Origin of the sequence: Pyxidicoccus caerfyrddinensis (assembly GCF_010894405.1) — a bacterium.
In the GTDB taxonomy this organism is placed as follows: Bacteria; Myxococcota; Myxococcia; order Myxococcales; family Myxococcaceae; genus Myxococcus; species Myxococcus caerfyrddinensis.
In genome coordinates this window covers 589,790-615,293 of record NZ_JAAIYA010000005.1, presented here as the reverse complement: position 1 = coordinate 615,293, position 25,504 = coordinate 589,790, and the positions used below count along the sequence as shown (strand labels likewise).

The following is a 25,504-nucleotide window of genomic DNA, read 5'->3' as shown; positions in this document are numbered from 1 at the left end:
CGCGCCGAGACCGTGCTGTTCGGAAATGTCGGGGGTTTTGTGCGGCGGCGCTCTCAACCGGTCATCGCAACGGCCCGGGCAAATACCTCGGCGGGGGTGTGCCAGTCGAGTGTCCGGCGCCGGCTCCAGCGGGTGCGCGGATGACTGGCGCATCCGCGCGGCCCGCCTCAGCCTCCCGCCACCTCGCGCAGTGACGCCTCCACGCCCGTGAGCAACTCGTCCAGCGCGGCGTCCGGGATGTTGAGTGCGGGGGCGATGTACACGGTGTCCCCCAGCGGCCGCAGGTAGAGCCCACACCGCCGGGCCGCCTCGTACACGCGCCAACCGCCGCGCGCGAGATAGCCGCCCCCACCCAGGTCCACCGCGCCCACCATGCCGAGCGCACGCGGGCGCACGAGCCCCGGAATCGTCTCGGCCATCCGCTCGAAGGCGGCCCGGATGCGCGGCGCCTTGCGCGCCACCTGCCCGAGCACGTCCTCGTCGCGGTACACGGCGAGCACCTCGCGCGCCACCGCCGCGCCCAGCGGGTTCCCGCAGTACGAGTGCCCGTAGTATAGCGCCCGCTGCGGCGCACCGAGGAAGCCGGAGAAGACGCGCTCGGACGCGAGCGTCGCGCCGAACGGCAGCAGCCCGCCGGAGAGCGCCTTCGCCAGGCACAAGAGGTCCGGCACCACGCCGGCCAGGTCCACCGCGAAGCGCGCGCCGGTGCGGCCCAGCCCGGTGAAGACCTCGTCGGCGATGAGGAAGGTGTCCACCTCTCGGGTGGCCTCGCGCACCGCGCGCACGAAGTCCGGCGAGTACATCAACATGCCCGCGGCCCCTTGCAGCACGGGCTCCAGGATGACGCCGGCAATCTCGTCCGGGTGCGCGCGCAGGGCGGCCTGCACCTGCTCGAAGGCGCGCTCCCAGCCGCCCTCCTCCGCCGGAGACGGCACGTGCACCACGTCGAAGAGGAGCGGACCGAACACCTCGCGGAACAGCGGCACGCCGCCCACGCTGGTGGCGCCAATCGTCTCGCCGTGGAACGCACCGGACAGGGTGATGAAGCGCGAGCGGCCAGGGCGCCCGTTCTGCGCCCAGTACTGCGCCGCCATCTTGATGGCCACCTCCACCGCCGTGCTGCCGTTGTCGGAGAAGAAGACGCGCGACAGCCGCTCGCCCGAAGGCAGCGAGTCCCGGTCCGCGCCCGGGGCGATGGCGGCCAATTCCGCCGCGAGCAACGCCGCCGGCTCATGCGTGACGCCGGCCAGCGAGACGTGCGGAAGCCTGCCCGCCTGCTCGGTGAGAGCGCGCACCAGCCGTGGGTGGCGGTGGCCCAGCGTGGACACCCACCAGGAGCCGTTGGCGTCGAGGTACCGCCGGCCGTCCACGTCCCAGAAGTACGGCCCCTCCGAGCGGGCGACGACCATCGGGTCCGTCTCCGCGATGTACGCCTCCATGGCGGTGTAGGGGTGCCAGACGTGTCCCTTGTCCGACCTGACGATGTCCGCCCGTTCCACGCGTGTGCTCCCGGTCATGGGATGGTTGCTGCTCCTCGGAGTGCCTCGTACCGGAAAGACACGGCCACGGCACCGTGCGTCACGCGGGGAGGCTCCGCGTTCTTCTGATGGAAACCTGAAGCCAGGGCCCGCTCCGCCGTCCCCTGTCACGTCCTTCGGGGCCGGCCATGACGCTGCCATGACATGGGGGGTGTTCCTTCACACATCATGGTCGTCATCGCCTTCTTCATTTCGCACTGGCTGCTCTGTGTCTTCTTCCAGAGCTTCTTCCAGCACCGCTATGCCGCGCACCGCATGTACACCATGGGGCCACGCACGGAGCGGGCGGTGCACCTGCTGACGTACCTGGTGCAGGGCTCCTCGTACCTGTCGCCGCGCGCGTACGCCGTGCTCCACCGCGAGCACCACGCGTTCTCCGACACGGAGAAGGACCCGCACTCCCCGCACTTCTTCAAGGACGTGGCGCGGATGATGCTGCACACGAAGAAGCGCTACGACGACTACTGCGCCGGGCGCGGTCAGCCCGAGGCCCGCTTCCTGGGTGGCTACCCGGAGTGGCCGCTGGTGGACGACACGCTGCGCACCTCGTGGTGGGCGACGCTGGGCTGGGTGGCGCTCTACACGGGCTTCTACGTGGCCTTCGCCACGTCGCCCTGGCAGTTCCTGCTGCTGCCCATCCACTTCCTGATGGGCCCGGTGCACGGCGCCATCGTCAACTGGTGCGGGCACAAGTACGGCTACCGGAACTTCAACAGCACCGACAAGTCGCGCAACACGCTGCCGGTGGAGGTGCTCTGCATGGGTGAGCTCTTCCAGAACAACCACCACAAGTACGGCAGCAGCCCGAACTTCGCGGCCCGCAGGTTCGAGGTGGACCCCACGTGGCAGGTGATGCGCGTGCTGGCGAAGCTGGGCGTCATCCGCATCGCCACCCCGCAGCGCGCCGTGTGGCCGGAGCCCCGCGAGACCGCTCGCGAGGCCGGGACGGCCCAGGCCGCCTGATGTTTCCGGAGGGGGCCCTGCCCCTCCTTCCGCGGCTCGCGCCCACCGGCATACTGGCCGGATGCGCGGGCCGCCTGAGCTGGACCCGGGGGCGGACCGCCCCGCCCCTTCCACCGTTCGCGCCCACCGGCATGCTGGCCGGCCGCGCGGGCCACCTTGGGACGGGCGCAGGCCCCCCACCCGCTGTCCGCCCGGCACCGGACCGGGCAGTCAGTCCGCAGCACGGGCCAGGGCCTCGCGTTAAATGAGCCCCCGTGCCCGCCGACACCTCGCTCCGCCTCCGCATCCTCGAAGCAGTGACAGACGTCCCGGCCGCCGCCTGGGACGCGCTCACCGGCCCCGACGCGCCCCCCTTCGTGCGGCACGCGTGGCTCTCGGCCATGGAGGAGAGCGGCAGCGCCACCGAGGAAACCGGCTGGGCGCCGCACCACCTGACGCTGTGGCGCGGCAAGCAGCTCGTCGCCGCCGCGCCCGCGTACCGCAAGTTCCACAGCATGGGCGAGTACATCTACGACTTCGGCTGGGCGGATGCCGCCGCCCGGCTCGGCGTGGAGTACTACCCGAAGCTCGTCGTCGGCGGCCCCCTCTCCCCCGCCACCGTGCCGCGCTTCCTCATCGCCCCCGGCGAGGACGTGCCCGCCCTGCGCCGCGCCCTCCTCGCCGCCGCCACCGAGAGCGCCCGCGAGTCCGGCTGCTCCTCCGTCCACATCCTCTACCCCACCGGGGAAGAGGCGGACTTCCTCGAGGGCGAGGGGCTCGCCCGCCGCATCACCCTCCAGTTCCACTGGAAGAACCCGGGCTACCGCAGCTACGACGACTACCTGGCCCGCTTCGACTCCAAGCGCCGCAACCAGCTCAAGCGCGAGCGCGGCGCCGCCGCCACCCAGGGCATCGCCCTGCGCACCGTGCGCGGCGGAGAGCTGACACAGGCCCACGCGAAGCGCGCCTACGGCTTCTACACCTCCACCTGCGAGCGCCACGCCTGGGGCCAGATTCAGCTCACCCCGGACTTCTTCGCCCGCGTCTTCAGGGACCTACCCGACGCCGTGGAGATGGTGGAGGCGGTGAAGGGCCCGAAGGTCATCGCCGGGGCCTTCAACCTGGCCACCCGGGAGCGGCTCTACGGCCGCTACTGGGGCGCCTTCGAGGAGCACCCCTTCCTCCACTTCAACGTGTGCCTGTATCACTCCGTGGACGACTGCATCCGCGCGGGCCGCAAGGTCTTCGAGCCCGGCGCGGGCGGCGAGCACAAGGTCTCCCGCGGCTTCGAGCCCACCGCCGTGCACAGCGCGCACCTCCTGTTCGACAAGCGACTGGACGGCGCGGTGCGCAGCTTCCTGCACCGTGAGCACCAGCGCCTGGCTCCGGCCGTCGAGGAGGCGGAGAAGATTTGCGGCCTCAAGCCCTGGCCCCTGGCCGGCAGCCCGGCCGCCGGGGGAGCCACCGGTACCTGAGCCGGGGAGCCCGGGGGGCCCCGGGCCGGGCCGGATTGTCAGCCCCGAGGCGGTCCCCCCTCTTAACGAAGTTGTGAAACCTGGGTAGGTCCGTAGAGTGTCCCCGCTATGAAAGCCCCGGAGACGACCGAAGACTTCATCCAGTGGTACGAAGACTGCTGGGCGGACCGCGACGAGGTCGAGTACCCCAAGATGTTTGGCGCCATCGACGAAGGCGTCTTCACGCTCGACCAGACGGACGCCATTCAAGCGTGGATGGAGAGTGAGCTGGCGCAGGTGGAGCAGCCGGACCCGAACTGGGAGCCCATGGGCGTGCGCGTGGCACCGCCGAGCCCGGACTACCCGTACTGGACCTATGTCACCAGCGGCCTGTCCAACCCCTTCACCGTGGCGCCCGGCGAGGAGTTCCCCGACGACGCGCCCAGCGGGCTGGGCTACGAGATGGTCATCCACACGCCTGAAGAGGCGAAGTGGCCGGTGTTCCGGCTGCTGGACATGATGGCCTACAACCTCGTGTGCCTGCGCGCCTTCGCCATGGGCCACCGCTACCCGGTGGAGGGCTCACTGGATGGCGGCGAGTCCAAGCTGGGCGGCTTCGTCTTCGTGAGGGACCCGTCCCGCCCGGACCACTTCGTGCTGCCCAGCGGCAAGGTGCAGCTGATTACCCTGGTGGGCGCTACGAAGAACGAGATGGCCTTCGCCCGCTCCAACGGCATGGACAAGCTGATGGCGAAGCTCGTCGCGGCCGGCAGCGGCTACATCACCCAGCCCGAGCGCGAAGAAGTGAAGCTGTAGTCACTTCCCTTCCGCCTTGCGCGCCGGTGGCCCTTCCGCCCCGGCGCGCAGCGGCGCGCCCTCCACCAGCGCGCGCAGGGTGGCCGGCTCGAAGGGCTTCTCGATTCGCGGCAGCGGCACCGTCTGCAGGAAGGCGCGGGCGCGCTCGGTGAAGCCGCCGCCCGTCATGAAGACGAGGCGCGACAGCACTTCCGGCTGGTGGCGGGCCAGCTCCGCGTACACGTCCATCCCCGTCACGTCCCCCATCATCAAGTCGCAGAAGATGCGGTCGAACGCGTCGTCGTGCGCCAGCAGGGTCAGGGCCTCGCGCCCGCTGTGCGTCAGCACCACCTCGTGCTGACCGCCGAGCACGCGGCGCAGCACCGAGGCGACCTGCGGCTCGTCGTCCACCACCAGCACCCGCTTGCGCTCGCCAGCGCCCTCCGCGGCCTCCGGCTCGGCGGGCGCGGCGACTTCGTACGTGGTGGGCAGTCGCACGCGGAAGGTGCTGCCGCCGCCGGGCGTGCTGGTGGCCGTCAGCTCCCCGCGCATGCTGCGCACCAGCCCCAGCGCGGTGGACAGCCCCAGGCCGGTGCCGGCACCCACCGGGCGCGTGGTGAAGAAGGGCTCGAAGACGCGCTCCAACACCTCGGGCGCCATGCCGTGGCCGGTGTCCGTCACCTCCACCACCACCCCGGCGCCCTCGACGCGCGAGGTGAGGATGACGCGGTGGTGGCCGGCGTCCCCCTCCGGAATCGCGTGCGCGGCGTTGACGAGCAGCTGGAGGAACACCTGCGCCAGCCGCGCCTCGTGCGCCATGACGGTGGGCACGACCGCGAAGTGCCGCTCCACCTGCGCCCGGTAGCGCAGGTGCGGCATGGCCATGGACAGGCCGAACTCCAGCGCCGCGTGCACGTCCACCGGCGACAGGTGCGGCTCGTCCGCTCGGGCGAACGTCAGCAAGTCGCGCACGGTGACGCGGATGCGCTCCGCGCCCTCGCGCGCCTCGCGCAGCGCGTCCAGCGCCTCGCTCAGCGCCTCGCCGTCGCCGGGGTTGCTGGAGAGCACCTCCAGCTGCTCCAGCGCGAACTGGAGGTTGCCGGTGACGTAGGAGAGCGGGTTGTTGATTTCGTGGCCCACGCCCGCCGCGAGCTGGCCGGCCATGGCCAGCTTCTCCGTGCGCACCAGCTGCTCGCGCGCGGCCACCAGCTCCTCGGTGCGCTCCTGGACGAGCGCCTCGGCCTCCAGGCGGCCGGAGTGCTCGCGGGCCAGCAGCATGTCGCGCTCGGCCTCCAGGTGCTTCTTGCCGGTGATGTCGGTGCCGAAGACGGACAGGTTCCCGTTGGCGCACCAGGCGTGCACCTCGTGCCAGCGGCCGGGGGAGATGCGCACCTCGAACGTGGTGGCCGCGCCCTCGGTGGCCACGCGGCGCAATTCGCGCTCCATCCGGGTGCCGAGCAGCTCAGGGCACGCGTCCCACAGCACGCGGCGGAAGAGCTGCTCCTGCGTGCGCCCGGCGATGGCGGCGGCCTGGTGGTTGACGTAGGTGACGCGCCAGTCCGGGTCCACGGTGAAGAAGGCGTCCGGGGTGCCCTCGAGCACGTCGCGCACCCAGGCCAGCGTGTCGCGCACGCCCTCCTCCACGCGCAGGGCGCTGGTGACGTCGCGCAGGCGCAGGAGCACGCCGTCGCGCAGCGGCACCGCGGTGCCCTGCAGCCAGGCCTCGCCCTCCGGGAAGCTGTCCGCGGCGGGCCGGCCCGTCTCCACCACCTCGCGCAGCACGTCCACCCGGCCGCCCAGCCCGGCGTCCGCGGACACCTCGCGCAGCCTTCGCCCGCGCAGCGTCTCCGGCGAGCGGCCCAGCGCGCGCGCGGCGGCGGGGTTGGCCCAGAGCCACTCGAAGTCGGTGATGGCGCCGCCCGCGTCGCGCACGGCGCGCAGCACCATGCAGCCCTCCGGCTGGCAGCGCTCCGCCTCCTCCAGCGCGGACAGCAGCACGTCCGCGCCCGGAGCCGGGGTCCTCGGGGATATGTCTGTCTCCTCCATGCGCCGCCTACTCCGACCTACGCGCGCCCGGAGGCCAGCGTCCAGAAACAGCAGGGGTTCCCGCCGTATGTCGCCACGAACCGAGGGCTTTCTCAAGCCACCCCGGAGTTGGTTGCCACGTGACGTCCACCCGGTTGCCGCGTGAAACCACGAGAACTCGCGAATCCGGCCAGGAGAGATGACCCGTCACGGTGGGTTCCGGCCACGGAGTGTCCCACCACCGGAGTGACGCGAAGGAGTGGCGCGGCGCCCGGGTGCCAGACGGCGACACGGGCTTCTCTTGGGTGTCCCGTCTTCACGGAGAGCGGACTAGGGTGCGACCTCCGACATGACGCCCACCCTCATCACCGCCGTCGCCTTCGAGCCGCTGCACCTGCCCCTCACCGAGCCCTTCGCCATCGCCACCGGCGCGCAGCACGCCGCGGAGAACGTGCTGGTGCGCCTGACGCTGGCGGACGGCACCGTGGGCCTGGGCGAGGCGGCGCCCTTCACCGCCGTCAGCGGCGAGACGCAGGGCAGCACGCTGGCCGCACTGGAGACGGTGCGCGCGGGGCTGCTCGGGAAGGACGTGCGCGCGTGGCGGCCGGTGTCGGAGTGGCTGGGGGACTCGCTGGCCCTGGCGCCGTCCGCGCGGGCCGGCGTGGAGATGGCGCTGCTGGATGCGCTGGCGCGGCACCACCGCGTGCCGCTGTACGTGCTGCTGGGCGGCGCGGGGACGGCACTGGAAATCGACATGACGGTGACGGCGGGGGACGTGGCGCATGCGCGCGAGTCCGCGAAGGCCATCCTCGCGCGCGGCATCTCCACGCTGAAGGTGAAGGTGGGCGCGCTCGCGCCGGACCAGGACGCGGCGCGCATGGTGGCCATCCACGAGGTGGCCCCCCAGGCCCGGCTCTTCGCCGACGCCAACGGCGGCTATGACGTGGGCGAGGCGCTGGCCTTCCTGAAGGAGCTGGAGCGGGCGGACGTACCGCTGGCCCTCTTCGAGCAGCCGGTGGCCGCGTCGGACTTCGCCGGCATGGCGGAGGTGTGCCGGCGCTCGAAGGTGCGGGTGTGCGCGGACGAGTCGGCGCGCTCGGCGAAGGACGTGCTGCGGCTCATCCGCGAGGGGGCCGCGCACGGCATCAACATCAAGACGATGAAGTGCGGCGTGGTGGAGGCCCTGACGATGTGGAGCCTGGCGCGCGCGGCGGGGATGGAGCTGATGGTCGGCGGCATGGTGGAGAGCGTGCTGGCCATGACGGCCTCCGCGCACCTGGCCGCGGGCCTGGGCGGCTTCACCTACGCGGACCTGGACACGCCGCTGTTCATCGCGCGCCATCCGTTCCAGGGCGGCGCGCGGTACGACGGCGCGCGGTTGGACCTGGACCCGGACGCCCCGGGGCACGGCGTCACGCTGGCCTGAGGGCCGCTAGCACGCCCGCTCGCAGGACACGAGGTGCTGGGACAGGAAGTCGCGCAGCAGCGTCACCCGCTTGGGCAGGTGCCGGGAGGCATGCACGAGCGACTGCAGCGCGCCCGTGGCGCTGAACTTCGGCAGGACGTGCTCGATGGGCATGGCCGACGCGGAGAGGCGCGAGAGGAGCTGCTCGGGCAGCAGGCCGATGCCATGGCCCCCCACGACGGCCTCGAAGACGAACTGCACGCTGTCCCCGCTCAGCGGCCCCTGGACCTTGATGCTCTCGGGACCGCGCGGGCCGACGAGCTCCCACGTCGCGTGGCCGCCGCTCCCCCGGTACAGCACCGCATCGTGGCGAGCCAGGTCGGCCACCGTTCGAGGCACCCCGCGCCGCTCGAGGTACGCGGCGGAGGCATACAGCCGGTGCACGCTCACCCCGAGCTTCCGGACGATGAGGTCCGAGTCCCGAAGCTGCCCGGAGACGATGGCGATGTCCACCTGGCCTCCGACGAGCTCCGCGCCGCGGGCCGTGGTGATGACGTCGACGTGAATCCTCGGGTGCTGGCGGATGAACTCCCCCAGCAGGACAGCGAGCTTGCCTCCCAGCTCGGGCGGTGCCGCGACGTGCACCACGCCGCTCGGCTCACGCGCGGCCTCCCCCGCCAGCAGGTTCGCTTCGTCGAGCCCGGCGACGGCCTCGCGGGCGCGCTCGTAGTACGCGCGGCCGGCGTCGGTGAGGGCAATCTTCCGCGTCGTGCGCTCCAGCAGCACGACGCCCAGGTCCTCCTCCAGCTTCGCGACGCTGCGACTCACCGAGGATGTGGGCAACTGGAGGTGCGTCGCGGCGGCCGTGAAGGAGCCGGCCTCGACGACGCGGAGGAAGGTGGCGACGCGGTTCAGGTCCATTGCTCTCACAGCAATAATACGTTGCCTGGCGATGGACTAGTGCTTACCGGGAAAGGCCGTTAGCGTGCGGGGACGACCTTCCTTGGAGCGTTCCCAATGTCTCTCGTTTCGAAATGGGGCCCGCGCGTCGCGCAAAGCCTGCTCGGCCTCGTGTTCCTCGTGTTCGGCCTCAACTTCTTCCTCCACTTCCTGCCGCAGCCCCCGCATCCCAAGGAGGCAGCGCCGTTCATCGAGGGGCTGATGTCGAGCGGCTTCGTGTTCCCGCTCATCAAGGTCATCGAGGTGACCGCCGGCCTCGCGCTGCTGACGAACCGGTTCGTCCCGCTCGCGCTGACGCTGCTCGCCCCCATCATCATCACCATCACGGGCTTCCACTTCCTGCTCGCGCCGGCGTACGCGGTTCCCATCATCCTCCTCGTGCTGGAGCTGTACCTCGCGTGGAGCTACCGCGCGGCCTTCGCGCCGATGCTGCGCGCCCGCGTGTCGCCTGCCGCCTCGGCTGAAGGGGCTCCGGCGGGCCAGGCAGCGACCGCTCGCTGAACGGCGCGGCGTGCCCATGCCCTCGGCTCACGGAGCCCTGGGCGGGTCTCCACGCATGCTGGCGGGCGGTGAGATCACCTACGCTGCCCGGGTGCGCTCCCAACCACTCCCCGGGCTCGAGGCCCGCTGCCATGACTGAACCCACGCGCTTCGGTGGCCATGGCATGCGGGCGCGCACCATCTTCCTGTTCCTCTGGGCGGCGATGTCGCTGCCCAACGTGCTGGCGCTCATGGACGCGGGCCCGGTGCCCACGGCCGTGGGAGTCCTGGTGGCGCTCACGGCGGGCGTGGGCCTGGGGTGGGTGGCGTCCCGGACGGACGAGGGTGTCGGGTGCCTCTTCGTCCTGCTGGCCGGTGGCGGAGTGTGGCTGGGCTGGACGGTGGGCGAGGCCTGGGCCAGAGTGCCCGTGGGCAGACACCTGGGTGCGCTCATGGGTGGAGCGCTCCTGCCGTCAACGGCCGTCCTGGTCCGCGTCGTCATCGACCACCGCCGGGAACGCGCGGGCGCGGCCAACGACTGACGCGAGACACGGGAAGACGCGAACAGGTGACCCACCCTCGGGGCGGCGACCTGGCGGAATGAACGTTCCTTCCAGGCCACCCTGCTCCCGGAGGGGTGGACCCGTCATGCGCCTTCCCAGGCAGGACCCATCCGCGTCCTGAATCCGTCCCCCCGCGCGCCGGAGCGCACCTTCCATCGCGACCCGGTTCGCTGGACGACACTCGCGCAGGCTCGCAGCCCGCCGCGTCATGGGCTTCACCGCACCATTCCGCCCGCGCTGCGCCCCAGCATCAGACGCCAGGTGGGTGCCTTGCCGCCCCGGCGCGGTTGGCGCGAGTCTTTCTTGAAATGCCCGTCTCTCCCAACGAAACACTCGCATCGTTGCTGCACCCCCAGCGGCGTGAAGCCGCGCGCAGGCGTCGCCTGGCCGTGCTGGTGGCCTGCGCCCTGCCCCGACCCGTTCCACTGAGCACGCTGGTGACGGAGCTCGGCGAGGGTCTCCGGGAAGGCGCCGAGCTCGCCTGCGACGAGGGCCTGTGCGAGCTGCGCCCCGGCGATCTGCTGGTGCCGGCGGGCCCGGCCACGCTGGACATGGCCATCAACCAACTGGAGGTGTCCGAGGTGCGCGCCACCTGCGCACGCGTCGCCCGGTGGGCCGCGTCCCCCGACGAAGCCCTGCTGCTCACGCTGGCGGCGGACCCGCTGGGTGAAGGACTCAGGCATCTGGAGCACGCCGAGGGGCGCGCGGCGGGAATGGTCGAAGGGCTGCGCCATGCCCTCGAGTCCCCGCTGGACGCGCCCCTGCACGCGCCGTGGGACTTCCACGCCTGGGGCGAGCGGGGACGCTGGGCCGGCGCGCTGCTGTCCACGGCGGCGCACGTGCTGGTACGGGTGGGACGCCCGGAGTCGGGCCGCGCGCTGGTGGCCTGGGCGCTGGGCCCGGAGGGACTCGCGGGACGCGTGGCACACGCGCAGAACTTCCTGGCCCCCACCCACTTCCAGTTCCTCATCGACACCGGCCAGCGCGAAGAGGGCGTGGCCTACGCGCGCGAGGCGTGCCGTCACCTGTCCGCGCAAGAGGACACCTTCTCGCGGTTGATGCTGACGGTGCTGGACGGGCGCGTGACGATGGACGCGGGCGACGAGAAGCTCGCACGCCGCCTCTTCACCACCGTGGAATTGCAGGCCCGCGCGGCCGGCCTGGGAGACATGGTGGGCCTGGCCAAGGTGGCCTTCGCCACGCTCGCGCGGCGCGCGGAGCAGAACACCGCCGCCATCCAGCTCGGGCTCGCCGCGCTGGAGCTGCTGCGCGGCGACGTCCCCTTCGAGTCGGTGGCGCTGCTGGGGCTCGGCCTCGCGTATGCCAAGGAAGGACGCCCCGTCGAAGCCCAGGCCGCGCTCAGCCGGGCATTGCCGGGCCTGGACATTCCCTTCCAGCAGCTGCGCGCGTACCCGCAAGCCATCGCCGCCGACTGCTTCCTCGGAGACACCACAGAGGCGGAGCGCAAGCTGGCGGAGCTCACGTCCCTCGCGCCCGACACGCCGTCGGGCCGGAGGGCCATCGGCCTGGGCCAGACCCACGTGCACTGCGCGCGAGGTGAATGGGAGGCCGCGCTGGAGACGCTGGACGGCCTGGGCACGTCGGACGACGCCGGGCGCGAGGACCTGCACACCCTGCCCGCCGGCTGGCTGCGCGTGGAGGTGCTGCTCGCGCTGGGCCGCGCGAAGGAGGCGGCGCAGGTGCTGGATGCGCTCGCCCGGGGACTCTACCTGCGCAACCGCTCCACCGAGCCCGCGAGGCTGCACCTGCTGGATGCCCGCGTCGCCCTGGAGAACGGAGACGCGGCGCGCGCGAGGCGGGCACTCCGTCGCGCGGAAGCTTCGCCGGAGCGACTGCGCGCCCACGACTTCGCCCTGCGAGCCCGACTGCTCGCGCACCAGCTCGCCGGAGAAGGCGGCAGCGAGGCCCAGCGCCAGCGCACGCAGCAGGCCGCGCGCGAGGAGTGGCGACAGCTCGGCGCGCAGCTCCCCGCGGAAGCCCTGCACCGCTTCCGGCGCGCGTACGACAGACCCCAGCTCCAGTCACTCCTGGGTGAGACACCCGAGGAGGAAGTGTCCGCGCCGGAGTACCTGCGCGGAGGCTCGCCCGCCTTCCGCGCCGTGGTGGCGCAGCTGAGACGCGTGGCCGGCTCGGACGCCAGCGTGCTGCTGTTCGGCGAGACGGGCGTGGGCAAGGAGCTGGCGGCGCGAGCCATCCACGACCTGTCCCGCCGCGCCGCCGGCCCCTTCGTCGCGGTGAACTGCGCCGCCATCAACGACGAACTGCTCCTGTCAGACCTCTTCGGCCACGAGCGCGGAGCCTTCACCGGAGCCATGACGCGCCAGCGCGGCCGCTTCGAGCAGGCGCACGGCGGCACCCTCTTCCTGGACGAGGTCGCCGACATCAGCCCGAGAGGCCAGGCCGCCCTGCTGCGCGCGTTGCAGGAGCGCGCCTTCCAGCGCGTGGGCGGCACCGAGGAGGTGCGCGTGGACGTGCGCGTCGTCGCCGCCTCCAACCGCAACCTGGCGAAGGCGGTGCGCGCGGGCGAGTTCCGGCAGGACCTCTTCTTCCGCCTCAACGGCATCCAGGTGGAGCTGCCCCCGCTGCGAGAGCGAGACGGCGACGTGTTGCTGCTGGCCACCTGGTTCCTCCAGCAGGCCGCCCTGGAGCGCGGCGGTCCGCCCCGCGCCTTCACGCCCGAGGCCGAGCGCCTGCTGCGCGCCCACCCCTGGCCCGGCAACGTGCGCGAGCTGCACAACACGGTGCGCGCGGCTGACGTCCTCTCCGACACGCCGGCCATCGGTGCCGCGGTGCTCGCGCCGCTCCTCCAGCGGGCGCTGGAATGCGCCGAGCCGCGCCCCGTGCCATCGGGGGTGACGGACCTCCACGGCCTGTACCGCCAGCATGGAGGCTCGCTGCGAGACTTCCTCACGGAGGTGCAGCGCCAGTGCATCGCGCAGAGCCTGGTGGAGAACGGCGGCAACATCGTCGCCACCGCCTCCGCGCTGCGCATCTCCCGCTCGCGCCTCACCCAACTGGTGCTGGGCAACGCGGAGCTGCGCCGCATGTCGGGCAGGGAGCCTGACGCACTCGCTGCCCCCGCCACCGCCCGGGTGGCCCGGGCCCGCCGTGCGTGAGCGCCTACTTCGCCTCGAAGGACGGCTTCGTCACACCCATGGCGGACACGTCGGTGACGGGCTTCTCCACCACGTCACCGAGGACACCGGGCAGCGCGCCGTCCTCCGACGCGCGCTGGAACCCCGCCGCCATCGGCTGCAAACCCACCGCCTGCGCCAGCCAGCGCGAGGTGAACTCCGGGTCGTCCAGATAGGACTCGCGCACGACGAGCGCCGTGGTGACTTCCACCAGCATGTGGTCGTCGACGCGCAGGAACTCCGAGGGAGCGCGCTCGGCCTTGCGCTCGCCCAGCACCTGGTCCGCCGTCTTCTCGTCGAGCACATGGATGACGGTGCGGAAGCGGCCGGGCTTCGTGGTGGGGCCGACGCCGACGATGGACTCCTTGGGCTCCAGCCGCTCCAGCGCCAACTCCGGCCCGGGGCAGCCCGCCTCCACGGTGGGCGTCTTCGAGCCGAAGCGCGCCGCGACCCAGTCGGGGTGGGCACCCACGGCCTTCAGGCTCGCCGTGAGCCGCTCGGTGACGCGGGAGCCATTGGCCCGCAGGGACGGAGCCTCCCGGACGCACAGGCGCAGGGCGTCGCGGTTCGTGGTCAGCAGCGCGCTCTGGCTGGTGAAGTGGACGTCGCCGTCCAGGACATTGGGAGGGGCCTCGCCGCCGCAGCGGACCGCCGCGAGCACCATGCCGGACATCGCGGCCACGTGGAGCACTTCACGCAAGGGGAAACGCTTCATGGGGGTGTTCCTCGAAGTCGAAAGGGTGTGAGGGGACATCAGTTGGTGCGGTCCGCGATGGAGCGCACGGACACGAAGTCGGACGTGGTGGGGTACCAGACGGGGTCGGTGCACCCGAGGCTGGCGTACAGGTCGTTGTGCATCACGCTGTGCATGCAGTGCCCGTAGTAGTCCGGGTCCTTCAGGCCCAGCAGGTGGCCCGTCTCGTGGTTGATGAACTTGCGAGCGCGCGTGGTGGTGGCGAGCGCGGCGAGCTGTTCCCGCTTCAGGTGCGCGTTCATGTAGAGGTAGTGCTGGTGCGCACCGCTGGAGTCCGTCACCGGGGAACTCGCCGTGACGCACGCGTACTGCTCGCCGCCGCACAGCGAGGCCCAGGACTCGCGGATGCGGTACTCCAGCTCGATGCGGTTGCGGTCGGCCGTCGCGTACTCGTTGCAGAACTTCTGCGTGCGCCACAGGTCCACGCGCCAGTCGGCGGAGCCATCCCAGACGATGTCGAAGGACAGCTGCGTCAGCGTCTCCTGGATGAAGGGCGCGATGGAGGAGGCGGGCATCGCGGACGTCTCGGACATGATGCAGTACTCCTCGTCCTGCGTGCCCGGGCCGCTGCCGCCGCTCGCGGGCCCGTTGTTGCCGTGGATGGTGGCGACGTGCCGCTGGTCCCAGCCGGTGTGCGTATGCGACGCGTCGGCGGTGGGCATGAGGCGGTACCCGGCGAAGGCGGCGGTGGCCATCCAGCCGGCGAGCAGCCAGCGCGAGACACGTGGACGGGAGGTGCGCGGGGTTTCAACCATGTGGGGTCTCCTGAGGGGATTGCGCTGCGGGGATGAGTCGCGGCGGGCCTTTGCAGCGCGTGTGCCGTGAGGCCGCTCCCGTGAGCCGCGGTGTCTCCGCGCGGCCGGAAGCGGTCATGTGACGCATGGAATGACCGGAAAGTGGTCAGCCGCTCGGCGATTCCCGCCTCCATCGCGAACATCCGGCGGCACGTGGGCCACCTCGCGCCGTGATTACACGCGCTCGGGTTCGGGTTACGCTGCGGGCATGACCCTGGCTGTCTGTGTCCGCTGCGGTGAGTCGAAGGTGGGTGCATTCACGCCGTGCGCCCGCTGTGGCCTCGACCCCGCCGCGCACGGCACGGACAAGGAGCTACAGGCCAAGAGCCTCCTGCTCACCGACAAGTACTTCCCGGGAGGCGAGCTGGAGGCGATGGGCCGGAAGCTGCGCGCCGGAGAGCTGGTGGCCTTCGACTCCGCGAAGCTCGCCGAGCTGGTGGAGGAGCTGAAGACGCAGAAGCTGCCCATCGTGTCGAAGGCGGCGCCGGGGTGCTCCATCATCGGCTGGGCGCTGTTTGGCGGGGCAGTCCTCTTCGTCGTGGGCGTGCTGTGGATGTGGCGGACGCACGGCACGTGAGTCAGCGGCGGCCCACAGCGGAGGCGGCCACGTCGAGCGCCTTGTCGAGCTGCGGGTCCTTCCCTTCCGCGAATGGCAGCGCGTCCGGCACCTCGATGTCCACGTCCACGCCGGTGCCCTCCAGGCGCACGCCCTCCACCTCCACGTCCATGACGGCGAGGTAGAGCAGGTCTCCATTGGACAGGAACAGGGGCGCGCCCGCGAGCACGGCGCCGGCGGTGCGCTGGCCGACGAGCGTGGCGCGTTTGTGCTTCTTGAGGGCGAAGGCGACCATCTCCTTGCCGCTGCGGGAGTTGCCGTTGACGAGCAGCACCACCGGCTTGCGCCACGTGGTGGCGCGGGTGTTGCGCTGGCCCTCGCGATTGATGTCGGTGAAGAAGGGGACGAGCGGGTTGAAGAGGTTGAGGAAGTCGGGATTGCAGCCGCCCCAGCCGTCGCGGAAGTCGATGACCAGTGCCTCGGCGCTCGCGAAGGTGCTCATCAGTGCGTCCTGGAGGGTCTCTTGATGCTCGGTGCCGGCGCACGAGAAGAGGTGCTGGTACGCGACGCGACGGCCGCTGTGCTCGATGATGCGTGAGCTGCCGCGCTGCACTTCCAGCCACTCGGCCTTGGGGTTCACCGTGCGCGGGGTGACGGTGAGGGTGAGGGGCGCGGCGCCGCGGGTGCGCTCCACGGAGATTCGCGTGGGCCTGCCGGCGCGGCCCTCGAAGGAGGTGGAGGAGATGAGCCGGTCGCCGCGGAGCACACCGGCGCGGGCGGCGGGGCCTCCGGCGAAGACGTGGCGGAAGAAGACACCGTCGGGCCGCGCCACGAGGTCGGCGCCGATGCTGGTGTATTCGACGCGGGGGAGCTTGAGGAACTGCTGGAAGATGGCGGACAGGGCGGTGTGGCCCGCGCTGCCCTTCGGGTAGAGGACGCTGTGCGAGGCGCCCAGTTCGGCGAGGGCCTCGTTGGTGCGCTTCGCGAAGTCCTCCGCGTTCGTGGCGGCGGCGCCGTAGTTCCGGTGTGCCGCAGCCCAGGCCTCGGCCTTCTTCGCCTCGTAGAAGCGGGTGCGGACGAACTCCACCACCTCGTCGCCGGGCTTCACGTACGGCCCGGAGGCGGCGGCAGGGGCCCCGGTGGCGAGGAGGGCGCAGGCCACTACGGCCCAGCGCGGCGGTTGGCCCCACATGCGTTGGTGCCCCATCTGACCTCCCGGAATCGGACGCCGACAGCCACTGGACGGTACAGGTGTATCAGCTCACCTGAGTCGTGGCTTTCCTGGGAGGCCCCGGCGGAGTGGAGTAGAACGTCGGTCAACCTCCGTTGGCCCGTCGCCGTGAGAGCGTACGAGCCATTCGGTGGGTATCTCGCCAGTGAACGAGCATGATCCACAAGCTGACCCTGCAGAACTTCAAAGGCATCGAGTCGGCGGAGGTGGGGCTGGAGCGGCTCACGATATTTGTCGGCCCCAATGCCTCCGGCAAGACGAGCGTCTTGCAGGCACTGCACCTGCTCTCCCAGATAGCCAACCCGGACCTGAGCCGCAACGACGCTACCTCGGTGCAAGCTAGCGTCGCGATGCTACTCAAGCGCGAGCAGGCGACCGGTCTTGTCCGTACGAATGGTCAAGTGAGAGGCCGCCCCTTCACTCTTCAAGCGCAAATTTCTGAGGCGGCCAAGCCTTCAGAGGCAATAGCGATAGAGGGGAGCTGGGAGGGCAACGCGTTCGTACTCCACTTTCCAACGCATAGGCCCAAACCCGCTACTTTCAGGAATGACGCGGAAGCACCACCGAAAGAAGCGCTCCGTGACTGGGGTGCCAGCTCGCTACTTAGATTTGAATCTCGAAAGCTGGCGGAAAAGTCTCATGCGGAGTCGATCACGCCACGCATCCAGTCTGATGGCTCAGGTCTGGCATCCGTGCTGGCGCAGATGGCACTGAACCGCCCGGATGACTTTGCGGAACTCCAGACGGCCTTGAAAGCTATCGTTCCCCAGGTAGTGCGGGTGAGACTCTCGCTGGCAGAGATAATACGCCAGGAAATGGAGACCATCCGGCTGGATGAGCAACCCATCGCGCGAGCCGTAAGCCGGAAGTATTCCGGACACCGCATCCTCTTGGATCTGATGGGCGCCAGTGATGTCCCTAGCGAAGGCGCGAGCGAAGGTACCCTGCTCATCCTAGGGTTATTGGCAGTACTCTTCAGCACTCCCAGGCCCAAGCTCGTCCTCCTCGACGACCTGGACCGAGGCCTGCACCCCAAGGCCCAGAAGGACCTCGTCACCCAGCTCCGCAAGCTGCTGGAGCGTGACCCCGAGTTGCAGATCATCGCCACCAGTCACTCGCCGTACCTGGTCGACCACCTCGACCCGAAGGAGGTCCGTCTCTCCACGGTGCTCCCCGACGGAACCATCCGCTTCGCCGAGCTGATGCAGCACCCGGACTTCGAGCGCTGGAAGGAAGTCATGCGCCCGGGCGAGTTCTGGAGCACCGTGGGCGAGAACTGGGTGGGCTCGGTGCAGGAGAAGCCGCACGAATGAGCGAGGCGTCGCACTCCATCGTCATCATCTGCGAGGGACCTGCCGACCACCGGACAGCCCCCGCCATCGCGGACCGTGTGCTCTCCTCGTCCGCGGAGTGGCTGGTCCCGGAGATGCTCCACGCCTTTCGAGAGTGGCGCGGCCTGAAGCGCCATGAGCCGTTCCTCGCGTGGAAGCAGGTTCACACCCTTGCCCGAGCCGCCAACATCCGCATCAACGGCTTCTTCAACGGAGAACCGGGCGCTCCCGACGCGTACGCCGCACGCCAGGCTCTGGCACTCCTCAAGGTTGCAGGCGAAGACCCCATCGACGCCGTCATCCTTCTTCGTGACAGCGACAACGATGAGGAACGAAAGAGGGGCCTGGAGCAGGCGCGCGCGGAAGTCAGCAATCCGAGCAGTCCCCTCCTCATCGGTGTCGCGCACACCAAGCGCGAGTGCTGGGTCCTCGCGGGGTTCAACCCGCTGGACGAGCGCGAGCGAGCGCAGCTCGATGCCCTGAAACAGGAACTGGGCTTCGACCCCTGTCTCTGTGCCGAAGAGCTGACAGCACAGCAGGATGGAGCGAAGCGCGACGCCAAGCGTGTCCTCTCCGTTCTGACAGGCAACAGCATCGACCGGGAGGCAACCTGCTGGAAGGAATGTGCGTTCCAGCAGCTCGAAGCGCGAGGGCAGAACACCGGCCTGGCAGCCTTCATCCAGGAGATCCGCACGAAGCTGGTCCCGCTGTGGACCGGGCGCACGCTCTGAAACCGTCGCCCAAGCCTCCTCCTTCAAACTTCTTCATGGACGCCGAGCCCGCCGCCCGTGACGTCTTGAGGCTACCAGCCCCACCGTCCGCACGAGCGGAGTCCCGTGGCGCTGGTTAAGGAAGAGGTCCCGTGCTGGACGCAGCCACCGCCCCCCTCCGCCTCGCCCTCGTCGCCGAGGACCCGCTCGCCCGGGGCGCGCTCTCCCGCGCGCTGAGCGACCAGGGAGGCGAGCTGCTCCTGGTGGCGTCCGGCACCCAGACGGAGCTGGAGTCCGCGGCCGGAGAGGCCCCGGACGTGGTGCTCTGGGACACCGGCCTGCGCCTCCCCGAGCACGACGCCCGCGTGGAGCCACCCGACCTGGGTGCCCCAGTGCTCGCCCTGGTGGCGGACGAGGCCGCGGGCGAGGTCGCACTGACGGCGGGAGCACGCGGGCTGCTCTTCCGCGACGTGGGCCCCGCACCGCTCGTCGCCGCGCTGCTCGCCGTGGCCCGGGGGCTCACCGTGTTCGACCCGGGGCTCTCGGAGGTCCGCGCCGCGCCCCGGGCCGCCACCTCCGCCACCAGCACACCGGGCCCGGACTCACTCACGCCCCGTGAACGCGAAGTGCTCGCCCTGCTGGCCGAGGGCCTGTCCAACAAGGCCATCGCGGACCGGCTCTCCATCAGCGAGCACACGGCCAAGTTCCACGTCAACGCGGTGCTCGCCAAGCTCGGCGTGCAGCGCCGCACCGAGGCTGTCGTCCGCGCCGCGCGGCTGGGCCTGGTCACCCTCTGACCCGCCCCGGGTGAGATGATACGCTCCGCCCTCGAATGGCCAATCAGGACTGGGTATCGCGCCTGCTGTTGGGGCGGGCTTCGGCGGACACGGACAAGGGAATCACCGTCCACCTCTCGGAGCGCGACGGGGGCAGTCTCCACGACAAGATGCGGCAGGCGTACTGGTGGATCACCAACAACGCCGTCATCTGTCCCTACTACGACCTCGAGTTCGGCCAGGCCACGTCCCTCAAGACGCCCGCGGGTGACGTGGTCCACCTCCCCGAGGACACCAGCTACAGCTCCTTCGTCCTCATCCCCCTGCTCACCCTCTTCACCTGCCGCCGCGCCCTGCTCGTCGGCGGGCCCGGGCGCGGGAAGACGACGTCCGCCGTCCTCATGGCCCTGCTCTCCGGCATGAGCCGCGACGAGGTGCACCGCGGCATCCAGCGCGGCCACCCGCAGCTGTCCATCGCCGACCTGCTCGGCGCGCCGCTGCCCTCGGACATGCTCAAGGCGGAGGACCTGTCCGCCGTGAAGGTGAGCTGGCGCAAGTGGATTGGCCAGCGCGTGAAGATCATCGACGAGTACAACCGCATCCCCACCAAGACGCAGTCCGCGCTCCTGTCCCTCATGGCCGAGGGCTACGCGGAGATGATGGACCAGTACGTCTACGCGGGCCGCTCGTCCTGGTTCCTCACCGCCAACGACGACCAGGGCGGCGGCACCTTCCAGGTCATCGAGGCCCTCAAGGACCGCATCGACGTCGTCGTGCGCGCCGTGCCCTTCAACTCCGGCTTCATGGACCAGCTCCTCCAGCGCCTGGAGGCGGACAAGTCCCCCGAGGAGCTGCTCCCGAAGGAAATCGTCTTCACCCCCGCCGAGCTGGAGCGCGCCTACGCGTCCATCCTCGAAGTCGAGGTGCCCAAGGCGGTGCTGGAGCGCATCGCCTTCTTCCTCGGGCAGCTCGACTTCTGCCGCATGGCTTCGCCGCGCTTCGAGTTCAAGCACAAGGACACGCTCAAGCTCGCCGGCCAGTCGGTGGCCGCGGTGTGCAACGAGCAGTGTCCGCTCGACAAGCGGGTGCACCTCTGCACGCAGACGGAGAACGGCGTCAGCGTGCGCGCGTACCAGACCATCCTCCACTTCGCGAAGGCGATGGCCTTCTTCCGCGGCCACGACACGGTGGAGCTGGAGGACTTCCGGCAGATTGCCCCCTGGGTGCTGCACGAGAAGCTGGTGCCCAACACGCGCAGCGCCTTCTTCGAGGTGAAGGGGCACCGCACGCTCCTCCAGGACCGCGTGGCCTGGATTCGCCACATGTTCGACATGGCCATGTTCCGCTACGAGACGCACGAGCCCATCCGCCGCCAGGTGGCCGGGCTGCGCAACGAGCTGGACCAGGGGCTGGCCGGCGTGGACCTGCCCACCACGGAGCAGCGCATCGCCGGCATCACCACGCTGATGAACAGCCTGCTCACGAAGCAGGAGCTGTCCGGCCCCGTCTACGAGGACCTCATCCACCTCAAGTCCATGTACAGCCGCTACCGCAACTACGCGACGTGGCTCAAGGAGAACCCGGGCGGTCCGGCATGAGCAGCTTCGTCGAAGAGCTGGAAGCCAATGCCCGAGGGCGCTTCGTGCGGTGGGCTCCCGCGCTGTGGCGCGAGCTGCTCGACGGCCCGGGGACGAAGCTGGGCCAGGCACTGTCCGCCTCGGGCGCCAGCGCGAAGGCCTCCGAGGAGCTGCTGCGCGCATACCTGCGCCTGGGCGCGGAGGCCATCGGCCTGGGCTACCTCTACCCGGCCAGCGCGGGCCGGCAGAACTTCTTCACCCTCGCGTGGTCGGACCTCGTGCCCCGGCTGCTCGCGCAAGCGCCCGAGGCCGAGCGCGCCGGAGCGCTCGCGCAGCTGTGGAACCTGGGGGAGAACCTGGAGACCTCCCCGCCCTGGGTGCAGCGCATCTTCTGCCGCGTGGGCGAGGGGCTCACGTCGCTCGCCGACATCGAGGCGCGGCTGCGCGACACCGCGTCCCGGGCCATGGAGCCGCCGAAGACGAAGCTGGGCCAGAAGTCGCAGCCCTTCCTCGTCCACATGGCCACCGAGGACAGCCGCTTCCTGCCCGGGGCCCTGCACTTCCTGTCCCCTACGGTGCTGTGCGTCCACGACAGGCACCGCAAGGCCACCGGCGGGCGCGAGGCCGCGACGCAGGGCCTGTGGCTGACGGGCGACGCGCCGATGCGCCTGGGCGCCATGGGCTGCCGCGAGACGCCGGAGCCCACCCACGAGCAGACGCCAGCCCTGGGCTGGCTGACGTGGAACGACCCGCGCGTGGATGACTGGTTCGCCACCACCGTCAACGACTGGCGCGCCGCGGGGACGATGTTCACGTCGCAGTTCGTGGTGGTGCTCCTGCCGTCATGAGCCCGCCGCGCTTCACACCCGAGCATGTGGCCACGTGCTGGTCCGACGCGTTGGACGTGTGGGACGTGCGCGTGCACCTCAGCCCGCCCGAGCCGCACGTGCCCTTCCATCCGGACGCGGACCACCAGAACGAGCCGCTCGCGTACATCGACCTGGCGAAGCGTCAGGTCTACGTCCACTTCGACCTGCTGCACGAGATGGGCGCGCGGAACAGCCTCACCGCCGTGCTCGCGCACGAGATTGGCCACCACGCGCGCTTCCCGCACACGCTGGGCTGGGACGCGGAGCTGCGCGTGCTGGAGCAGCGGCTCATCCCCGGGCTGAAGCAGTCGCTCACCAACCTCTTCTACGACTTGCAGGTGAACGAGGTGGTGGGCCGCACGCGCGCGGTGGAGCTGGCCGACGTGTACCGCGGCTTCCAGCGCGTCCGGGGCACCGGGGACACGTCCCCGATGTTCTTCTTCTATCTGGCCATCTACGAGGAGCTGTGGGGCCTGGCCCCGGGAGCCCTCGCGCCCGCGGCCATGGAAGCGCCGCTGGAGAAGCGCTTCCCCGGCATGCGCGCCGAGGCCCGCATGTTCGCGCAGACCTTCTACGCGCTGCCGGACGCGCGCCTCCAGTTCCTCTACTTCTGCGCCACCTTCATCCGCTACATCGACAAGCCCGACGAGCTCACGTACTGCCTGCCCCTCGGCGGGGACGTGTCGACGCCGGACCTGGACGACCTCGACGCGGCCATCCACGGCGCGGGGCGCTGGGAGGACGCGCTGGAGGAGGCGAAGGAGCGCGGCTGGCTGCAGGGCACGTCCGGGGCTTCGTCCCCGGAGGACGCGCTGACGACCATCCGCCGCGTCACGAACCACCTGCCCGGCAGCGGCGGCGGTGAGCTCCAGCGGGCGCTGGTGGGCCGGCACTACAAGCGACTGGTGGACCAACACATCCTGAAGCTCCCGACGGCGCCATCGAAGCCGGAGCCATACCTGCGCACCACGCCCGAGGCGTGGGAGTACGGCGATGACCCGTCCTCCATCGACTGGACGCTGACGGTGCTTTCCCAGGGCCACCTCGCGGCGGTGTCGCCGCTGCGCCGGGAGCTGGAGGCGGACCTGCCTCCGCCCTCGGAGCTGGGGGTGCCCTCCGTCGAAATCTACCTGGACACCAGCGGCTCCATGCCCAACCCGGCGATGCAGTTCAACGCGATGACGCTGGCGGCGCAGGTGCTGTCCGCTTCGGCGATTCGCAAGAAGGCGACGGTGAAGGGCGTCATCTACTCGCACGGCACGCCCGTGGTGTCGCCGTGGATGTACGACGAGGAGACGGCGCGCGACTTCCTGCTCGGCTACATCGGTGGCGGAACGCAGTACCCCTTCGGGCTGCTGGCCTCCCTGTCGAAGGAGCGGCCGGACGGGCTGCGCATCATCATCTCCGACAGCGACTTCCTGGCGAACGTGTCCTCGGACGACAACATGAAGCGGCTGGTGGAGGCGGTGCGGCGCTCGCGCCTGGTGGTGGCGTTCCTCGCGCTGCCGGATGACACAGCGGCGCGCAAGGTGCTCGCGCCGGTGCTGGCGGAGCGGCGCTTCCGTCTCGTGGTGGTGACGTGGCTGACGGACTTCGGTCCCGCGGCCGCGTCCCTGGCCCAGGCCCTGCTGGAGAACTGATGCTCTTCGACATCCCGACCCTTCGGCAGCAGCTCGCGGCGGCGCCCATCGTCTCGCCGTATCCACATGAGCTGGCGGTGGCCATCATCTGCGACACCTTCCGGCTGGCGAACGTGCGTCCGCCGTCGCGGCAGGACTGGCTCGCCTTGGAGCAGTACGCCCACCACCCGCTCTGGAAGGAGCAGGTGGTCATGCTCGCGCACCTGCTGGCCGGCTCTGCGCTGAGAGACGACTCGGCGAAGGCGCTGAAGAAGGGCACGGAGGCCACGGCCGTCCTCCGGCACTTCTTCGAGGACATCGCCCCGCTGACGGCGGAGATGGTGCGCTCCAACGCCTTCCGGCAGGAGGAGTTCCTGCGCAAGTGGGTGCGCGCGCTGGGCGGGCTGGTGCTGAACGAGTCCGCGAAGGAGTCCGCGAAGCGCCTGGACCAGCTCGACTACCGCAAGGCCCAGCAAGAGCTGAAGCGCGCGGAGGAGGCGCGCAAGCAGGAGGCGGAGCGCCGCGAGCAGCTGCTCCGCGAGGCGCAGCAACGCGAGGCCGACGCGCGAGGCTGGCGCGAGTGACGCTGTCCTTCCCCTCGGACCTGCGCGTCGCCCCGCGCGCCCACATCCGGCGGGACACCTCCACCCAGCGGCCCCATATCTCGTGGGCCGACGCCATCGCCAGGGGCCTCGCGCGCCTCGCCTCCGTCGCGGATGAGCCGGAGGCCCGCGCGCGGATGGAAACGTGGTTGGAGAACCTGCGCGGCGCGCTGCTCGCGTCTCCGTATTACGTCCGGCGGCTGCAAGAAGCAGGGCTCCACCCGGGGGACCTCCAGCGGCTGGAGGACCTGAGCGCCTTCCCCACGTTGGAGCGGGAGACGCTGGCGCGGCACTGGGACGCGGTGCCCACGCTGCCGGCCGAGCATGACGAGTGCGTGGTGGTGAAGAGCTCCGGATCCACGGGCGCGCCGGTGCGCGTGGTGCGCGACAGGCTCGACTGCCTGCACATGTGGGCCGTGCTCCGCTTCCTCGTGGCGCGCGCGGGCGCGGTGCTGCCGCCACGTCCCCGCGTGGTGCTGCTGGACGCGCTGCCGGGCGGGCTGGAGTACTCGGTGCGGTTGCCCATCTTCCATGACGGCGCGCTGCACCGCGTGTCCGCCCTGCGCGACGACGCGCGCGAGCGCCTGTGCCGCGTTCGCCCCGCGGTGCTCTTCTCGGACCCGGAGGGGCTGCGCTGGCTCGCGGAGCAGGGCGACGTGCCCACGCCCCGGCTGATTCTCACCTCCGCGCAGCACCTGCCCGCCGGGCTGCGCGCCACGCTGGCGCGCAAGGTGCCCGCGCCCGTCCTCAACTATTACGCGACGACGGAGACGGGCCCGCTCGCCTGGGAGTGTCTGCGCGAGGACGCTCCCGGCCGCTTCCACGTCTTCGCCCCGGACGTGTGGCTGGAGCCGGGGCTGCACGAGGTGGTGGTGACGCGGCTGCGCCCCAGCGTGCTGCCCCTGCTGCGCTACCTCCCGGGAGACGCGGGCACGGTGCGGCGGGACGCCTGCGCGTGTGGCTTCCACGGCTGGACGCTGGCGGACTTCGGCGGACGCGGCGCATGTCACTTCCTCACGCCGACCGGGCGCTCGGTGGATGCGTGGGCGCTGGCCTGGGTCTTCAAACACCATGCGCTGCGCGCCTTCCGTCTGTCCCAGGTGGAGCGCTCGCGCTTCACGCTGGAGCTGGCAGGCGCGGCGGAAGCGGACGTGGGCCCGCTGTGCGAGCGGCTCACCGCGGCGCTCCGCAACCTGGGATGGCTGGACCCCCAACTGCGTGTGTCGCACGTGGAGCCCGCGACGCTCGCCACGGGCACCAAGCCCCAGCCATTCCGTGCGAGCCCTCGCTCTGGCTGAGCCCTCTCTCCGCACGACACTCAACACCGCTTCCGGGAAGAATCGTTCGCACGAGCACCGAGCGTGTTAG

The 25,504-nt window shown here is 70.8% G+C and carries 22 protein-coding genes; 16 read left to right on the top strand and 6 right to left on the bottom strand.

Annotation, left to right across the window (positions count from 1 at the left end; translation table 11 throughout):
- Nucleotides 1-167: 167 nt before the first annotated feature.
- Entirely contained in the window at nt 168-1,499 is a 1,332-nt protein-coding gene (bioA, locus tag G4D86_RS15370; protein ID WP_163994233.1) for an adenosylmethionine--8-amino-7-oxononanoate transaminase, read from the bottom strand.
- Between the two features lie 207 nt (nt 1,500-1,706).
- On the opposite strand from bioA, the gene G4D86_RS15365 reads away from it, so the two are divergent.
- The 3 genes from G4D86_RS15365 (at nt 1,707) to G4D86_RS15355 (ending at nt 4,750) form a co-directional block, all read left to right on the top strand.
- Nucleotides 1,707-2,501 carry an acyl-CoA desaturase gene (locus tag G4D86_RS15365; protein ID WP_163994149.1) on the top strand — a complete coding sequence of 265 codons (795 nt, stop codon included), beginning with the start codon at nt 1,707-1,709 and terminating at the stop codon, nt 2,499-2,501.
- Between the two features lie 254 nt (nt 2,502-2,755).
- Entirely contained in the window at nt 2,756-3,955 is a 1,200-nt protein-coding gene (locus G4D86_RS15360) for a GNAT family N-acetyltransferase (protein WP_163994147.1), read from the top strand.
- A gap of 108 nt (nt 3,956-4,063) precedes the next feature.
- Nucleotides 4,064-4,750 carry a suppressor of fused domain protein gene (locus tag G4D86_RS15355; RefSeq protein WP_163994145.1) on the top strand — a complete coding sequence of 229 codons (687 nt, stop codon included), beginning with the start codon at nt 4,064-4,066 and terminating at the stop codon, nt 4,748-4,750.
- Here G4D86_RS15355 and G4D86_RS15350 read toward each other — a convergent pair whose 3' ends face one another.
- Nucleotides 4,751-6,775, bottom strand: a complete 2,025-nt coding sequence (locus G4D86_RS15350; RefSeq protein WP_163994143.1) for an ATP-binding protein — start codon at nt 6,773-6,775, stop codon at nt 4,751-4,753.
- A 328-nt stretch (nt 6,776-7,103) separates the two neighbouring features.
- On the opposite strand from G4D86_RS15350, the gene G4D86_RS15345 reads away from it, so the two are divergent.
- The gene (locus tag G4D86_RS15345; protein ID WP_163994141.1) at nt 7,104-8,180 is read left to right on the top strand and encodes a dipeptide epimerase; all 1,077 of its coding nucleotides are present in this window, start codon (nt 7,104-7,106) and stop codon (nt 8,178-8,180) included.
- 6 nt (nt 8,181-8,186) lie between these two features.
- On the opposite strand, the gene G4D86_RS15340 is transcribed toward G4D86_RS15345, so the two are convergent.
- A complete protein-coding gene (locus tag G4D86_RS15340; protein WP_163994139.1) occupies nt 8,187-9,080 on the bottom strand; it encodes a LysR family transcriptional regulator in 894 nt (297 codons plus the stop codon).
- 96 nt (nt 9,081-9,176) lie between these two features.
- Here G4D86_RS15340 and G4D86_RS15335 point away from each other — a divergent pair, with 96 nt between their 5' ends.
- The 3 genes from G4D86_RS15335 (at nt 9,177) to G4D86_RS15325 (ending at nt 13,299) form a co-directional block, all read left to right on the top strand.
- Nucleotides 9,177-9,620 carry a DoxX family protein gene (locus G4D86_RS15335; protein WP_163994137.1) on the top strand — a complete coding sequence of 148 codons (444 nt, stop codon included), beginning with the start codon at nt 9,177-9,179 and terminating at the stop codon, nt 9,618-9,620.
- 131 nt (nt 9,621-9,751) lie between these two features.
- Nucleotides 9,752-10,141: a hypothetical protein gene (locus tag G4D86_RS15330; RefSeq protein WP_163994135.1), complete on the top strand. Its 390-nt coding sequence runs from the start codon at nt 9,752-9,754 to the stop codon at nt 10,139-10,141.
- Nucleotides 10,142-10,470: 329 nt separating this feature from the next.
- Complete coding sequence (locus G4D86_RS15325) at nt 10,471-13,299, top strand: sigma-54-dependent transcriptional regulator (RefSeq protein WP_163994134.1); 2,829 nt, start codon at nt 10,471-10,473, stop codon at nt 13,297-13,299.
- Between the two features lie 4 nt (nt 13,300-13,303).
- Here the strand turns inward: G4D86_RS15325 and G4D86_RS15320 are convergent, their stop codons facing one another.
- Both G4D86_RS15320 and G4D86_RS15315 read right to left on the bottom strand, forming a co-directional pair.
- Nucleotides 13,304-14,032: a hypothetical protein gene (locus G4D86_RS15320; RefSeq protein ID WP_163994132.1), complete on the bottom strand. Its 729-nt coding sequence runs from the start codon at nt 14,030-14,032 to the stop codon at nt 13,304-13,306.
- Between the two features lie 38 nt (nt 14,033-14,070).
- Nucleotides 14,071-14,826, bottom strand: a complete 756-nt coding sequence (locus G4D86_RS15315; protein WP_240360258.1) for a hypothetical protein — start codon at nt 14,824-14,826, stop codon at nt 14,071-14,073.
- A 247-nt stretch (nt 14,827-15,073) separates the two neighbouring features.
- Here G4D86_RS15315 and G4D86_RS15310 point away from each other — a divergent pair, with 247 nt between their 5' ends.
- Nucleotides 15,074-15,442 carry a hypothetical protein gene (locus tag G4D86_RS15310; protein WP_163994130.1) on the top strand — a complete coding sequence of 123 codons (369 nt, stop codon included), beginning with the start codon at nt 15,074-15,076 and terminating at the stop codon, nt 15,440-15,442.
- Between the two features lies 1 nt (nt 15,443).
- Here the strand turns inward: G4D86_RS15310 and G4D86_RS15305 are convergent, their stop codons facing one another.
- A complete protein-coding gene (locus tag G4D86_RS15305; protein ID WP_163994128.1) occupies nt 15,444-16,628 on the bottom strand; it encodes a S41 family peptidase in 1,185 nt (394 codons plus the stop codon).
- A 179-nt stretch (nt 16,629-16,807) separates the two neighbouring features.
- On the opposite strand from G4D86_RS15305, the gene G4D86_RS15300 reads away from it, so the two are divergent.
- From G4D86_RS15300 to G4D86_RS15265, 8 genes are all read left to right on the top strand, one after another.
- A complete protein-coding gene (locus G4D86_RS15300) occupies nt 16,808-17,965 on the top strand; it encodes an AAA family ATPase (protein ID WP_163994126.1) in 1,158 nt (385 codons plus the stop codon).
- Nucleotides 17,962-18,714: a hypothetical protein gene (locus tag G4D86_RS15295; RefSeq protein ID WP_163994124.1), complete on the top strand. Its 753-nt coding sequence runs from the start codon at nt 17,962-17,964 to the stop codon at nt 18,712-18,714. Before G4D86_RS15300 ends, G4D86_RS15295 begins: the two co-directional genes overlap by 4 nt.
- Nucleotides 18,715-18,845: 131 nt before the next feature.
- Complete coding sequence (locus G4D86_RS15290) at nt 18,846-19,490, top strand: response regulator transcription factor (protein ID WP_163994122.1); 645 nt, start codon at nt 18,846-18,848, stop codon at nt 19,488-19,490.
- Between the two features lie 35 nt (nt 19,491-19,525).
- Nucleotides 19,526-21,067 (top strand): AAA family ATPase, encoded by a 1,542-nt coding sequence (locus G4D86_RS15285; protein ID WP_163994120.1) that lies wholly within the window; start codon nt 19,526-19,528, stop codon nt 21,065-21,067.
- The gene (locus tag G4D86_RS15280) at nt 21,064-21,894 is read left to right on the top strand and encodes a hypothetical protein (protein ID WP_205519579.1); all 831 of its coding nucleotides are present in this window, start codon (nt 21,064-21,066) and stop codon (nt 21,892-21,894) included. Before G4D86_RS15285 ends, G4D86_RS15280 begins: the two co-directional genes overlap by 4 nt.
- Entirely contained in the window at nt 21,891-23,555 is a 1,665-nt protein-coding gene (locus tag G4D86_RS15275; protein WP_163994116.1) for a vWA domain-containing protein, read from the top strand. Before G4D86_RS15280 ends, G4D86_RS15275 begins: the two co-directional genes overlap by 4 nt.
- Nucleotides 23,555-24,118 (top strand): hypothetical protein, encoded by a 564-nt coding sequence (locus G4D86_RS15270; protein ID WP_163994114.1) that lies wholly within the window; start codon nt 23,555-23,557, stop codon nt 24,116-24,118. Before G4D86_RS15275 ends, G4D86_RS15270 begins: the two co-directional genes overlap by 1 nt.
- Nucleotides 24,115-25,434, top strand: a complete 1,320-nt coding sequence (locus G4D86_RS15265) for a phenylacetate--CoA ligase family protein (RefSeq protein ID WP_240360257.1) — start codon at nt 24,115-24,117, stop codon at nt 25,432-25,434. The genes G4D86_RS15270 and G4D86_RS15265 overlap by 4 nt, the downstream gene beginning before the upstream one ends.
- The last annotated feature ends 70 nt before the right edge of the window (nt 25,435-25,504 follow it).